Source organism: Gorillibacterium timonense, from assembly GCF_001457415.1.
Lineage (GTDB): Bacteria > Bacillota > Bacilli > Paenibacillales > NBRC-103111 > Gorillibacterium > Gorillibacterium timonense.
This window is the reverse complement of the sequence record NZ_LN881724.1, coordinates 347,173-361,349: the sequence shown is the minus strand read 5'-3', so window position 1 is coordinate 361,349 and position 14,177 is coordinate 347,173. Positions and strand designations below refer to the sequence as shown.

The window sequence follows — 14,177 nt, the reverse complement described above, 5'->3', positions numbered from 1 at the left end:
GCTGCTTAAGGAAGAACGAGAGAAGGCTAGCTCCAAAACCCTCTGATTCTGAAAGACAGAAAAAAGGGAACCGTACGGCGAATGTCTTCTGGTTATTCACGTGACAATACTGAATCGATAAGCGGAGGCTGCATCGTGGAGCAGGCACCGCTCCTATCAAGAGGCTTTGAGCTGCTTACTGCTGAGAGGATGCCGGAACTGCACCGTAGTACTCTTCCAGCGTACTGCCCTTAGACGCGATATCCTTGGCAATGGCTTCTCCGACATAGCGGATGTGCCAAGGCTCATACGTGTAGCCCGTGATGGCATCCTTGCCCTCAGGATAGCGGATGATGTACCCATAGTCCGCGGCATGGGCTGCCAGCCATTCTGCCTCTGGCGTACCGGCAAAGGAAGGTTCAGCCGCAAACTTCCCATCGCTGCCCGAGACATCGATCGCGAGTCCCGTCTCATGCTCGCTGTGGCCCGGCACCGCGCTGTAGGTTTTGGCTTTTTCCTCACCATCCTTCGCGACATACCGATTGAACAGAGCCGTCTGGGTGGCATGCGAACGGTAAGCCGACACTCCCGCGAGGTAGATTCCATCCTCCTTGGCGGCGGCGAACAGCTTCTCCAGAGCGGCGGCAGCTTCCTTGCGCATCATCCGCTTTTCAATCTTCTCCTTAAAGAGGAAAGGAACATCCGGGTAGACGAGATCCTCCGGGTTATAGTTGTCCGGCAGAGCGTACTGCTTGTTGACAAGTACCGTCACGCTGGTGGGATCCGTGTCCACTTCATGCGCTTCGGGCGAAGGGCTTTGCGCATCCGGGGACGGTGAGCTCGCTCCATCCGTGCCAGAAACGGCGGAAGAGGCAGTTGGTTCGCCGCTTGTAGAAGGAGCCGACTCCTTGCGGCAGCCGGAGAGCAGGACGACCAGCGAGAGCGAGAGAAGCAGGGCGGCGATAAGCCGCTTTTTCCAGGTGGTACTGGGTTTCATGAGCAGTGATCTCCTTTGATCAGGCGTGTTGAAAGACGAAAGACCGCCCGGAGACCGGACGGTCGGTAAAGAACCATTTCGAATCCGATTTTGTGGTGGCGCCGTTAGGCTTAATCTCGGGAGAGACCGAGCAGACGGAGCACATAGAGAAACAGGTTGATGAAGTCAAGGTACAGGTTCAGCACGGCGAAGGGAATCATTTCGTTCTCCAATCCGTGCTTGTAATGCGAGATGTCATACAGGATGTAGCCGGAGAAAATCAGCGTACCGCCGATAGCGATCCCAAGGCCCAAGGTGCCGCCGAAGCCGCCCGTGAAGAGGCCGATGACGCTGAAGCCGATCAGGGTGATGAGGCCCATGACCAGAAAGCCGCCGAGGAAGCTGAAGTCCCGTTTGGAATAGTAGGCGTATGCCGTCAGTCCAGCAAACATAGCTGCCGTGATCAGGAACGCCGTGTTGACGAGCGAGAAACCGCCCTGATTGGAATAATACGCGACCGTCGGGTACAGCGTAATGCCGCTGATAAACGCGAAGGAGAACACGAAAGGATACCCGATGGCTTTCTTGCTGCGCCGAATGAAAAAGGCGGAGATGATCATCACGAATTCCACGACGACGAGCGGAAGGAACATAGCCGGAGGAATGAACATCCCTGCCAGCGTGCCGACGAAGGACACCAGAATCGTGAGGGTAAACATCTTAAGGAGCTTGTGGAAGGAAGAATTATAGTCCCTCTCCAGGCCGATTGTTTGCTGTTGTTCGAAATCCAATCAAATTCCCACCTTTTCCGCTTGATTTGGAAATACAAGGCTCGTGCAACTTTAGAGTTAGTATAACATTCCTCTACGGCAAAAGCACGACCCGGTTTCACTTAATCGGGAGATGCGATCATGTTCCCCATTTTCCAGGAAAAAGAAAAAGGAAGCAGGACGCGCCCGCTTCCCCTATTCGCTCGCATGAGCAAGGTTCTCGAAACTATGGGGTGGCCTGAAAAGCGTACGAAGCAGTTCGCTTCCTCTACTCCACTCGCCCACTCTTCGTAAGAGCTTTCGCAGCGATGTCGCTGCGATAGTGAACACCCTGGAAGCGAATGCGTCCCGCAGCGGCATAGGCGCGGTCTCTCGCTTCCTCAATGTCCGCTCCCCGTCCGACGACGCCGAGAACACGGCCTCCTGCGGTTACGATTCCTTCTCCATCCGGAGTCAGAGCCGTTCCCGCGTGGAAGACGAGCGCGTCCCATTCTGCATCCTCGATGCCTTCAATCGGCAAGCCCTTCGGGTAGTTTCCGGGGTAGCCCTCGGAGGCGAGGATCACGCAGACGGCCGCCGAATCGCTCCAGCGAATATCGGCTTCTTCCAAGCGGCCCTCGGTAATCGCCAACAGGATCTCAAGCAGATCCGATTCCAGCCGGGGCAGGATGACCTGCGTCTCCGGGTCGCCGAAGCGAGCGTTGAATTCGATCGTTTTCGGCCCCTCGGCGGTCAGCATCAACCCGGCGAAGAGGATGCCGCGGAAGGGTCGCCCTTCGGCAACCAATGCGTCGGCGGTCGGCTGGACGATGGTGCGGATCGCTTCCTCCACGATGGAGGAGTGGACATGAGGCAGCGGTGAATAAGTGCCCATGCCGCCGGTGTTCGGTCCTTTGTCGTGATCGAATACAGGCTTGTGATCCTGGGAGGGCTCCATCGGTTTCACCGTGCTCCCGTCAACAAACGCGAGTAGCGACATCTCCTGGCCTTCGAGGAATTCTTCGATGACGACCTTCTCACCAGAAGCACCAAACGTCTTGTCCACCATGATGCCAGCCAGCGCTTGCTCCGCTTCTTCCCTCGTGTAGGCCACAATGACGCCTTTACCCGCGGCGAGCCCGTCCGCCTTGATCACGATCGGCAGAGGCCGGGTACGCAGGTACGCGAGCGCCAAGTCATAAGAATCGAAGGTCTCATAAGCGGCGGTCGGTATGTTGTATTTGCGGAGCAGTTCTTTCATGAAGGCTTTGCTGCCTTCGATTTCGGCGGCATTCTTGCGCGGCCCGAATACCTTCAGGCCCTCCGCCTCCAGATAATCGACGATGCCCGCGGCAAGCGGATCGTCCGGACCGATCACGACAAAATCGATCTGCTTCTCCTTGGCAAAAGCCGCAATCCCGGCAAAATCCAACTCCGTCACAGGGACGCACTCCGCCAAAGCGGCGATTCCTCCATTGCCCGGGGCGCAGTAAAGCTTATCTACGCGTGGATTTTGCGCAATCGCCCAAACGATCGCATGCTCCCGGCCTCCGCGGCCGACGACCAACACCTTCATGGGTAACCTCCAGTCACCGCTTGCCGCCTTCGCTGGGAAGGAAAGCAAGCAGGCTCCATGTTTGAAATATCCGATCCTGTGTAGCGGGTAAGATTAATGCTTGAAGTGACGGATGCCAGTGGTCACCATGGCAATGCCATGCTCGTTCGCGACCTGGATCGAATCCGCATCCCGAATCGACCCTCCCGGATGAATAACGGCTGTGATTCCCATCTTCGCCGCGAGCTCCAGCGTATCGCTCATGGGGAAGTAGGCATCCGATGCCATGACCGAGCCGACCGTTTTCTCTCCGGCCTGTTCGACGGCGATCTTGGCCGAACCGATGCGGTTCATTTGCCCCGCCCCGACACCTACGGTCATATCTCCGTTAGCCAGCACGATGGCGTTGGACTTCACATGCTTCACGACCTTCCAGGCAAAAAGCAGCTGCTTCAGCTCTTCTTCGGTAGGCTTGCGGTCGGTGACTACCTTCAAATCCTCCGCTGCAATGCGGTGCTTGTCCGTCTCCTGGACGAGAGCTCCGCCTTGAATCGAGGTGATGGCCAGCTCCGATTCGGCCGCGGCCTGAGCTACATCCAGCTTGAGAAGGCGAATGTTCTTCTTGGCTTTCAGGATGGCGAGAGCCTCGTCCGTATAATCCGGCGCGATGACGATCTCGAGGAAAAAGCTGTGCATCCGCTCCGCCGTCACCTTCTCGACCGTGCGGTTAACCGCGATAATTCCGCCGAAGATGGAGATCGGATCGGCATCATAGGCTTTGCAGTAGGCTTCGTCGATATCGCTGCCGATGCCGACGCCGCAGGGGTTCATATGCTTGACGCCGACAGCGGCGGGCTCGGTGAATTCAGCAAGCACTTGCACAGCAGCGTTAGCGTCGTTGATGTTGTTGTATGACAGCTCCTTGCCGTGCAGTTGCTCGGCTGCAGCAATCGTGCCTGCGCTTCCCAACGACTTGCGGTAAAAGGCAGCCTGTTGATGCGGGTTCTCCCCGTAACGGAGCTCCTGCGCCTTCTCGTACGTGACGGTGAAGGTTTCCGGGAAGGCTTCTCCCGACGTCTTGCGGGTCAAGTAATCCGCGATCAGCGAGTCATAGTGAGCGGTATGACGGAACACCTTGGCGGCGAGGCGCTTGCGCGTTGCCAGCTCCGTGTCGCCAGCGGCGTGAATCTCCTCCAGCACCTGCGGATAGTCGGCGGCGTCCACAAGGACGGTCACATCCGCATGGTTCTTGGCTGCGGAGCGGAGCATCGTAGGGCCGCCGATGTCGATGTTCTCGACGGCGTCCTCATACGTCGCATCCGGCTTCGCGATGGTCGCCGCGAACGGGTACAGGTTGACGGCGACCAGGTCGATGTAGCGGATTCCGTTCTCTTCCATCTGCGCCCGGTGCTTCTCGCTCGAACGAACGGCAAGCAATCCTCCGTGAACGGCGGGATGCAGCGTTTTGACGCGGCCGTCCATAATCTCCGGGAAGCCGGTGACGTCGGAAATGCCGGTAACGGGAATGCCGTTGTCTTTCAGCAGCTGATAGGTGCCCCCGGTGGAAATGATCTCGACTCCAAGTCCGGCGAGCTCTTGCGCAAAGGGAATGATCCCGGTTTTGTCGGACACGCTGATCAGCGCGCGTTTGATAGCCACACTCGCAACCTCCTAGATGATCGTTATTGGATAATCGTTACTCCTGCGGAAATTCCGGCTCTGACGGAGACAGCAGGCTGACCCTGCGGCCCTCCATTCTTACCCGACCCTCGCTCAGAAGGCGCACGGCCTCCGGATACAGCTCATGCTCGACCGCATGAATGCGAGCGGCGAGCGTCTCCTCCGTATCGTCTTCAGCGACCACGACCGCTCGCTGGAGAAGAACCGGCCCGGTATCGAGCCCGTCGTCAACGAAGTGAACGGTGACCCCCGTCACCTTCACGCCGTATTCAAGGGCTTGGCGAACGCCATCCACTCCGGGAAAAGCAGGCAGAAGCGCCGGATGAAGATTGATGATCCGTCCGGCAAAAGGGGTAAGCAGCGTCTGAGTGACGAGCCGCATATACCCGGCGAGCACGACGAGATCGACGCGAAGCTCGTTCAGCCGGGCGACGATCTCGGCCTCGTAGGCTTCGCGCGAGGCATAGTCCCGCGGGCGAAATGCGAACACAGGCACATTCGCTCGCTCCGCACGTCCGACCACAGCCGCCTGCGGCTTGTCGGTGACGAGCAGGACGAGCTCTGCTCCCGGAATCCACCCTTCGCGGATTGCATCGGCGAGCGCTTGAAAGTTGCTGCCGCTTCCGGATGCGAAGACGGCAATGCGATACGAATCCCGGGTCATAGGGTGACTCCCTTGTAGGTGACCACTTGTTCCCCGGAGACGGCTTGGCCGATGCGGAACGGCTGCTCGCCGTTCTCACGAGCGAGGCGTTCCACGAGGTCCGCATCTTCAGGAGCAACGGCCAACACCATGCCGATCCCCATGTTGAAGGTGCGGAATAAGTCGTCATAGGAGAGGCTTCCCTTGGCCTGCATCAGCGCAAACAGAGGATGGATCGGCCAACTGCCGAATTCGATCTCCACGCCGACTCCTTCCGGCAGCATGCGCGGGATGTTTTCCGTGAAGCCGCCCCCGGTGATATGGGCCATGCCCTTGATGGCAACCTGCTCAAGGATCGAGAGGATCGGCTTCACGTAGAGGCGAGTCGGCTCCAGGAGCGCGTCGCCGAGGGTGCGCTCGGGCTGGCCGGCTTCCTTCGCGGAGGCGGCCAGTTCCTCCAGCCCTGCGACTGCGGAGAGCGGCTGGTCGAGGGCAAGCCCCGCTTCCTCCAGCAAAAGCCGCCGCACGAGCGAAAAGCCGTTGCTGTGCACGCCGCTCGAAGCGAGGCCGATCAGAACGTCGCCCGGCTTGATGGCAGAGCCGTCGACGATCTTCTTGCGGTCGACGATGCCGACGGCGAATCCGGCGATATCATAGTCGTCCGAGCCGTACATGCCGGGCATCTCCGCCGTCTCGCCGCCGATCAGCGAACAGCCGGAGCGCACACAGCCTTCGGCGATGCCAGCGACGATGGCCTCGATCTTCTCCGGCACGACCTTGCCGCAGGCGAGATAATCGAGGAAAAACAGCGGCTCCGCGCCCTGCACGACAATGTCGTTCACGCACATGGCGACGGCGTCGATGCCGATGGTGTCATGCTTGTCCATGGCGAATGCCAGCATCAGCTTTGTTCCGACTCCGTCCGTCCCGGACACGAGCACGGGCTCCTCGTACTTGTCCTTGTTCAGCCCGAACAAAGCTCCGAAGCCGCCGAGACCGGCGAGCACTTCGGGGCGCAGCGAGCGCTTCACGTGCTTTTTCATGCGTTCCACTGCGGCATTGCCTGCGGCGATATCGACTCCCGCTTTTTTGTATGCGTCAGACACGGGTTTCACTCCTTCGATTAGTTGCATGACTTGGAAAAAGACTTAGAAAAACGTACCCTTATTTGCTCGCGATTCATTCGCGCGAAATGCATTTCGCGCGATCTCCAAGATACCGATAATCAGTGCATTTTCAGCAGCCGCAGCTGTCGGCGTCAGCAGGAACCCGCGTCGGATAGTCGTTGTCGAAGCAGCCGGTACACATGCCGCGGTTGTATTCACCCGGCACGCGGCCGATGGCGGAGAGCAGCCCGTCTTTGGAGAGAAAATGCAGCGAGTCCGCGTCGATGGCGCGACGGATCTCCTCAACCGTATGGCTGGACGCGATCAAGTCGCCCCGGCTCGGCGTGTCGATGCCGTAGAAGCACGGGTTCGCATAAGGCGGCGAGCTGATGCGCACATGCACTTCCTTCGCTCCGGCGTCACGCAGCATCTTGACAATACGGAGACTGGTCGTGCCGCGAACGATGGAATCGTCGATCATGACGACGCGTTTGCCTTCCACCACCTTGCGTACTGCGCTCAGCTTCATCTTCACACCGCGTTCGCGGAGCTCCTGGCTCGGCTGGATGAAGGTTCGGCCGGTATAGCGGTTTTTGATCATCCCGAGCTCGTACGGGATGCCCGTCTGCTCGGCGAAGCCGATCGCCGCCGAGATGCTCGAGTCCGGCACGCCGGTAACGACATCGGCATCGACGAACGACTCCTTGGCAAGCTGAACCCCCATGCGCTTGCGAGCGGCATGCAGGTTGATGCCGTCGAGATCACTGTCCGGACGGGAAAAATAGATGTATTCCATCGCGCAGATCGCGCGCCGTTCAATCGGAGCGATACGATCCGTCTGCATGCCTCCATCCTTATCGAACACGAGCATTTCGCCCGGCTCGATGTCGCGGAGGTATTCCGCCCCGATGGTCTCGAAAGCGCAGGTCTCGGAAGCAAACACATAGGCTCCGTCGATCGTCCCCATCGCGAGGGGGCGCAGCCCGTGCGGATCGCGCGCCACCACCAGCTTGTCGTTGACCATGATGAGGAAGGCGTAGCCTCCGCTCACCTTTTGCAGAGCCGGCTTGACGGCGTCCTCCATCGGAATTCCCCGTGCACGGGCGATGAGGTGCACAAGGACCTCGGTGTCGCTCGTCGTCTGGAAGATCGAACCGGCTTCCTCCAGCTCCTCGCGAATCTCTTCGGCATTGACGATGTTACCGTTCGTTGCGATCGCGATGTGACCGTGCCGGAATTGGAAATGAAGGGGCTGGGCGTTCGCGATCAGGCTTGCGCCCGAAGTCGAGTAACGAACATGCCCGATGGCGGTCGATCCCTTCAAGGAAGCGATGCGGTCGTTATCGAACACTTCCTTGACGAGTCCCATTCCTTTGTGGATGAAGAAATCGCTCCCGTCTACGGTGGTGCAGATTCCCGCGCTTTCCTCGCCCCGGTGCTGCAGCGCATGCAGGCCGTAGAAGGACAGCGCCGCCGCCTCCTCGTGACCGAACACGCCGAACACGCCGCATTCTTCCTTCAGCTTGTCGAACGAGCCATCCATGCCTTCGTTGTAGTACTCACCGGTCCAAAAATGCGAATCGTCACGCTCCTGTTCCGCAAGCGCAAGCGTCGCAAGCTTCTGTTCCGCCGCCGCAATCCGCTGCCCCGTCATGCGTTCATCCGGCATGGGATCGCGTCCTTCCAGATGGTTTTCAGCGCGCCGACCGGGCGGCTGATCTTCTCGGCTCCGTTCACGGCAACCACAAGCTCCGTTCCGCCGATCGTCCCGATCGCTTGCACCGGAACATCCCGTTCCGTGATGAAGCGCAGCAGCGCATCCGCTTGCTCCGGCTTGACGCTGAGCAGCACGCGCGACTGCGTTTCGCTGAACAGGGCATGATCGGCGCGCAGGTCCGTGGTCAGCGATACGTTCGCGCCTACGCCGCCGCCGATGCAGCTTTCACTGAGGGCGACCGCGAGTCCGCCTTCGGACAGGTCATGCGCCGACTCCACGAGCCCGGCGCGGATGGCGGTGAGCACCGTTTCCTGGAGGCGCTTCTCCGTGACCAGATCGAGCACAGGCGGGCGGCCTTCTGTTGTCCCCAGGAAGACGGACTGCAATTCACTGCCGCCGAACTCGGCGCGCGTATCGCCGAGCAGCAGGATCACGTCGCCTTCGGCCCGGAACGACTGGGTCGTAATGTGATCGAGGTCCGACACGAGACCCACCATACCGACGACCGGCGTCGGGTAAATGGCTCCCTTGGCGTTCTCGTTGTAGAGGCTGACGTTACCGCCGATGACCGGCGTGTTCAGGAAGCGGCACGCTTCGGCCATGCCGTCGACGGCTTTTTCCAATTGCCAGAAAATCTCCGGCTTCTCCGGGCTTCCGAAGTTCAGGTTATCCGTCACCGCAAGCGGCTCCGCCCCGGAGCAGACGAGATTCCGCGCCGCTTCCGCGACCGCGATCCGTCCGCCGACCTCAGGGTCCAGGTACACGTACTTGCTGTTGCAATCCGTGGTCATGGCAAGCGCCTTGCGCGTTCCCGGAACGCCGACGATCGCCGCATCCGAGCCCGGACGGACGTAGGTCGAAGTCCGAACCATGTAATCGTATTGGGAGTACACCCATTCCTTGCTGGCGATGGAGGGCGATGCAAGCAGCCCTTCCAGGACCGTGTTCAGCTCTTCGTATTCGGGATAATCGGCCGAATCGAGCTCTCCGCCGAGCTCGTAATAAGCCGGTACCTTGGAAGGCTTGTGGTACACGGGGCATTCGTCAACCAGAGCGCGTACGGGCATGTCGCCGACGACTTCGCCGTGGTGGATGAGCCGCAAGCGGCCATCATCGGTGACGCGGCCGGCCTTGTGGCAGTCGAGTCCCCAACGGGCGAAGATCGCACGAGCTTGCTCCTCATGCTCGGGACGGACGACGAACAACATCCGCTCCTGCGATTCGGACAGCATCATCTCGTATGCGGTCATGCCGACTTCACGCTGCGGCACTTGGTCCAGGTTCAGCTCCATGCCGTTACCCGCCTTGCTCGCCATCTCCGAGCTGGAACAGGTGAGGCCGGCGGCGCCCATGTCCTGGATGCCGACGACGATGCCGGAAGCGATCAGCTCGAGACAGGCTTCCATGACGAGCTTCTCCATGAACGGGTCGCCGACCTGAACGGCGGAGCGCTTCGCTTCCGTCTCAGCCGTGATCTCCTCGGACGCGAAGGTCGCTCCGTGGATGCCGTCGCGGCCCGTTGCAGGACCGACATAGAAGACCGGATTGCCGATGCCGCTTGCGACGCCGCGCTGGATCTGATCGTGATCGATCAGCCCGACGCACATGGCGTTGACGAGCGGATTGCCTTCGTAGCTCTCATCGAACGTGACTTCGCCGCCGACGGTTGGAATCCCGATGCAGTTGCCATAACCGGCGATCCCGGATACGACATGCTCGAACAAGTATTTGACCCGGCTCGATTCCAGCTTGCCGAAGCGCAAGGAGTTGAGCAGAGCAACGGGGCGCGCCCCCATCGAGAAAATGTCGCGGATGATCCCGCCCACACCCGTTGCTGCTCCTTGATACGGTTCTACTGCAGAGGGGTGGTTGTGGCTTTCGATCTTGAAAACGACGGCCTGATTGTCGCCGATATCGACGATGCCCGCGCCTTCGCCCGGTCCCATCAGAACCTTGTCGCCCGTCGTAGGGAAACGCCGGAGGAGCGGCTTCGAGTTCTTGTACGCACAGTGCTCAGACCACATGACGCTGAACACGCCGATCTCCACATAGTTCGGCTTGCGGCCCATAAATCCACAGATCTTCTCATATTCCTCATCCGTTACGCCGAATTGGCGGTATACCTTTTGCTCGGCGATCTGGTCTGCCGTCGGTTCCTTAGCGGTTAACTGCTGCGCCATGTGTTTCCCTCCATGCATTCAAAATCGCGGCGAACATCCGGCTGCCGTCGTCCGATCCGAGACGCAGATGAACGGCTCGCTCCGGGTGAGGCATCATGCCGAGGACATTGCCTGCCCGATTGATGATACCGGCGATCCCGTCGATAGACCCGTTCGGATTCTCCCCGGCATAGCGGAAGACGATACGGTTTTCGCGTCTGAGCTCGGCCAACGTTTCTTCATCGCAGTAATAGTTGCCTTCGCCGTGCGCGATCGGAATATCGATCTCCTCGCCCGGTTCGTACAGGCTGGTGAAGGCGGTCTGTGTATTTTCAACCCGCAGCAGGGTGGAATGACAGCGGAATTTAAGCGATTGGTTCCGGAGCAGAGCTCCCGGCAAAAGCCCCGCCTCCGTGAGAATCTGGAAGCCGTTGCAGATGCCGAGGACATAGCCGCCCCTCGCGGCGAATTCCTGCAAAGCCCCCATCACCGGAGCAAAACGGGCGATCGCCCCGCAGCGAAGATAATCCCCATACGAAAAGCCCCCGGGAACGAGGACCGCATCAAAGCGCGACAAGTCTGTCTCGGTGTGCCAGACGTACTCCACCGTCTGTTGAATCGTGTCTTCCACTGCCTTGTAGCAGTCGATGTCACAATTGGACCCCGGGAAGACGAGAACTCCGAAATGCATGTTCCTACCCCTCTCTTGAAGCGTGATCTCACAAATCCGTGAAAAGTAACTCAGGCAATTTCGTAACGGAAATCTTCAACAACGGTGTTCGCGAGCAGCTTCTCGCACATGGCGCGCAGGCGTTCTTCCGCTTCGGCGCGATTATCGGTATCGAGCTCCAGCTCCATGTACTTGCCGATGCGTACCTTGCCGACTTCGTCGAAGCCCATGGAATGCAAGGCTCCCTGAACGGCATTGCCCTGCGGGTCGAGGACGCTTTCTTTGATCGTCACATAGACGGTCGCTTTCATAACGGTTGGCCTCCTTATCATGTGAACCCTATCGGTTGAAAAAGATAAAAATGCGGGATGATGATCATCTGCTTGGACCTGATGAAGGTTGGCTTGATTCCGCCTTCCCCACTTCGAAGATGGCTTGATTCCACATCCCCACAGCTATGAGGGGATAACGGAACGGGGCATTGAAGGTATTAAAGGCATGCGGTTAACGAACTTCCGCGGATGGAGCCGTCAAGCGTCGAAGGATATCCTGGTAGCGAGCCGCAGTTCCTTCCACTACATCATCTGGCAGCGGGTCTGGCTCGCTGTTCTTGTCCCAGCCGCTCTCCGCGAGATACGTGCGAACCGGCTCCTTGTCCATGCTGTCGATCTCGATGTCGAGCGCGTACTTGCTCTCGTCCCAGAAGCGGGATGAATCCGGCGTGAGCAGCTCGTCGATCAGGATGACTTCTCCGTTCAAGATGCCGAACTCGAATTTCGTGTCGGCGAGGATGATGCCTCGGCCGGCGCAGTAGTCGTGCGCGTATTGATAGAGGCGCACGCTCTTCTCTTCCAGCTCGGCCGCGAGCTCCGCCCCGACCAGCTCGGTGAGCCGGTCGATGGTGATATCCTCGTCGTGGCCGATGTCGTTCTTGGCGGCGGGGGTGAAGAGCGGATTGTCCAGGCGGGCGTTCTTGCGCTTGCCTGCGGCGAGCTCATGCCCGTTGACCATACCCGTGTCGCGGTATTGCCGCCAGCCGCCGCCAGTGAGGTAGCCGCGCACGACGCATTCGATGTCGATGCGCTCGGCTTTCTTCGCGACCATGATCCGGCCGCGAAGCAGCTCCGGCTCCGTGATGATGTCGGACAGCCGGTCGACATCGGTATGCACCACATGGTTATTTTGGAACACGGTCGTCTGATCGAACCAGAAGGCCGACAGCTCATTCAGGACACGCCCTTTGTCCGGAACTCCCGGACTGAGTACGTAATCGAAAGCGGAGATCCGATCCGTGACGACAATCAGGTAATGCTCCCCGAGGTCATACAGCTCGCGGACCTTGCCCTTGTGAACGAGCGGGGCTTTGACGAGCCCTTCGGCGGTGTACAGCGGGCTGGCAGTTGACATGATATGCTCTCTCCTCCTAAACCCCGGCCTCGGCGGGAGATTCGCATCGCGTTAGTGGATGCGATCCGTCTCCACTTCGTTTGCTCCGATAGGAAGCGACAGAAGCGCGGGTATGAATCCTGTACATGATTGCTATTCAGGCAAAGCGACTTTCTGGACGAGGTGTCCCGGGCAAATCGCCTTTAATCCAACCCGAGCCGCGTGAAGATCGTATCTACATGCTTCAGATGCCAGGAAGGATCGAAGCAATCTGCGAGCTCCTCCGGCGTCAGATGCGCCGTAATCTCCGGCGATTCCTCCAGAATCTGACGGAACGAACGCTGCTCCTCCCACGCCCGCATAGCACGGGGTTGAACGGTATCGTAGGCTTGCTCGCGGCTCAGCCCCTTGTCGATCAGCTTGGTCAGCACCCGACCGGAGAAGGGCAGCCCGAAGGTCCGGTCCATGTTGCGCTTCATGTTGTCCGGGTAGACATTCAGGTTCTTGATGATCGTTCCGAGGCGGGAGAGCATGTAATCGAGCAGGATGGTCGAATCCGGCAAAATGATCCGTTCCACAGAGGAATGGGAAATGTCGCGCTCATGCCATAGCGTCACATTCTCATAGGCGGACAGCATATGGCCGCGGATGACGCGGGCAAGACCGGAGATGCTTTCGCAGCCGATCGGATTGCGTTTGTGGGGCATGGCGGAGGAGCCTTTTTGCCCTTTGGAGAACGGTTCCTCCACCTCGCGGAACTCGCTCTTTTGCAGGCCGCGGATTTCGGTTGCGAACTTGTCCAAGGAGGTGGCGATGAGGGCAAGCGTGCTCAAGTAGTCAGCATGACGGTCGCGCTGGAGCGTCTGGGTCGAGATTGGCGCCGGAGTCGTGCCGAGCTTTCGGCAGACATACTGTTCAATGGAAGGATCGATGTTGGCGTAGGTGCCGACGGCACCGGACATTTTGCCGAATTGCACGCCGTCCGCCGCATGGCGAAACCGCTCCAGGTTGCGCTTCATCTCTTGATGCCAGAGCGCCAGCTTCAGCCCGAACGTCGTCGGCTCGGCGTGAACGCCGTGGGTGCGTCCCATCATTGGAGTGTTCTTGTATTTGATCGCTTGCTCCCGGAGGATGCCGATGAACACCTGCAGGTCTTGGTCGAGAATGTCGTTGGCTTGCTTCAATAGATACCCGAGCGCCGTATCCACAACGTCCGTGGAAGTGAGTCCGTAATGCACCCATTTCCGTTCCGGGCCCACCTTCTCCGATACCGCGCGGGTAAACGCGATCACATCGTGCTTCGTCTCCTGCTCGATCTCATAGATGCGGTCGATGTCGAAGCGAGCGTTCTCGCGAAGCGCTTGAACATCCTCTTTCGGAATGACTCCAAGCTCCGACCACGCCTCGCAGGCGAGCAGCTCCACTTCGAGCCAAGCCTTGAATTTGTTTTCTTCCGTCCAAACTGCGCCCATCGCGGGTCTTGTGTAGCGTTCAATCATTCGGTTGGACTCCCCTTGTTTAGTTGATGAAAAGAGTGCTGATCAAACCAGGTTATTG

The 14,177-nt window shown here is 59.2% G+C and carries 12 protein-coding genes; all 12 read right to left on the bottom strand.

Annotated features, from left to right (window positions below):
* Positions 1–175 precede the first annotated feature (175 nt).
* Complete coding sequence (locus BN2684_RS14330; protein WP_058302855.1) at positions 176–976, bottom strand: M15 family metallopeptidase; 801 nt, start codon at positions 974–976, stop codon at positions 176–178.
* A 110-nt stretch (positions 977–1,086) separates the two neighbouring features.
* Positions 1,087–1,746, bottom strand: coding sequence for a Bax inhibitor-1/YccA family protein (locus BN2684_RS14325; protein WP_234340244.1), 660 nt, complete (start codon positions 1,744–1,746; stop codon positions 1,087–1,089).
* 247 nt (positions 1,747–1,993) lie between these two features.
* Positions 1,994–3,280, bottom strand: a complete 1,287-nt coding sequence (purD, locus tag BN2684_RS14320) for a phosphoribosylamine--glycine ligase (RefSeq protein ID WP_058302854.1) — start codon at positions 3,278–3,280, stop codon at positions 1,994–1,996.
* 93 nt (positions 3,281–3,373) lie between these two features.
* A complete protein-coding gene (gene purH / locus BN2684_RS14315; RefSeq protein WP_058302853.1) occupies positions 3,374–4,918 on the bottom strand; it encodes a bifunctional phosphoribosylaminoimidazolecarboxamide formyltransferase/IMP cyclohydrolase in 1,545 nt (514 codons plus the stop codon).
* 37 nt (positions 4,919–4,955) lie between these two features.
* Positions 4,956–5,603 carry a phosphoribosylglycinamide formyltransferase gene (gene purN / locus BN2684_RS14310; RefSeq protein WP_058302852.1) on the bottom strand — a complete coding sequence of 216 codons (648 nt, stop codon included), beginning with the start codon at positions 5,601–5,603 and terminating at the stop codon, positions 4,956–4,958.
* Complete coding sequence (purM, locus tag BN2684_RS14305; RefSeq protein WP_058302851.1) at positions 5,600–6,688, bottom strand: phosphoribosylformylglycinamidine cyclo-ligase; 1,089 nt, start codon at positions 6,686–6,688, stop codon at positions 5,600–5,602. Before purM ends, purN begins: the two co-directional genes overlap by 4 nt.
* A 130-nt stretch (positions 6,689–6,818) precedes the next feature.
* On the bottom strand, positions 6,819–8,231 hold the full coding sequence (purF, locus tag BN2684_RS14300) for an amidophosphoribosyltransferase (protein ID WP_392389030.1): 1,413 nt from the start codon (positions 8,229–8,231) through the stop codon (positions 6,819–6,821).
* A gap of 107 nt (positions 8,232–8,338) precedes the next feature.
* A complete protein-coding gene (gene purL, locus BN2684_RS14295) occupies positions 8,339–10,585 on the bottom strand; it encodes a phosphoribosylformylglycinamidine synthase subunit PurL (RefSeq protein WP_058302849.1) in 2,247 nt (748 codons plus the stop codon).
* Entirely contained in the window at positions 10,563–11,255 is a 693-nt protein-coding gene (purQ, locus tag BN2684_RS14290; protein WP_058302848.1) for a phosphoribosylformylglycinamidine synthase subunit PurQ, read from the bottom strand. Before purQ ends, purL begins: the two co-directional genes overlap by 23 nt.
* A gap of 50 nt (positions 11,256–11,305) precedes the next feature.
* Positions 11,306–11,545: a phosphoribosylformylglycinamidine synthase subunit PurS gene (purS, locus tag BN2684_RS14285; protein ID WP_058302847.1), complete on the bottom strand. Its 240-nt coding sequence runs from the start codon at positions 11,543–11,545 to the stop codon at positions 11,306–11,308.
* 193 nt (positions 11,546–11,738) lie between these two features.
* A complete protein-coding gene (locus BN2684_RS14280) occupies positions 11,739–12,641 on the bottom strand; it encodes a phosphoribosylaminoimidazolesuccinocarboxamide synthase (protein ID WP_058302846.1) in 903 nt (300 codons plus the stop codon).
* 182 nt (positions 12,642–12,823) lie between these two features.
* Positions 12,824–14,119 carry an adenylosuccinate lyase gene (gene purB / locus BN2684_RS14275; protein ID WP_058302845.1) on the bottom strand — a complete coding sequence of 432 codons (1,296 nt, stop codon included), beginning with the start codon at positions 14,117–14,119 and terminating at the stop codon, positions 12,824–12,826.
* Between the last annotated feature and the right edge of the window lie 58 nt (positions 14,120–14,177).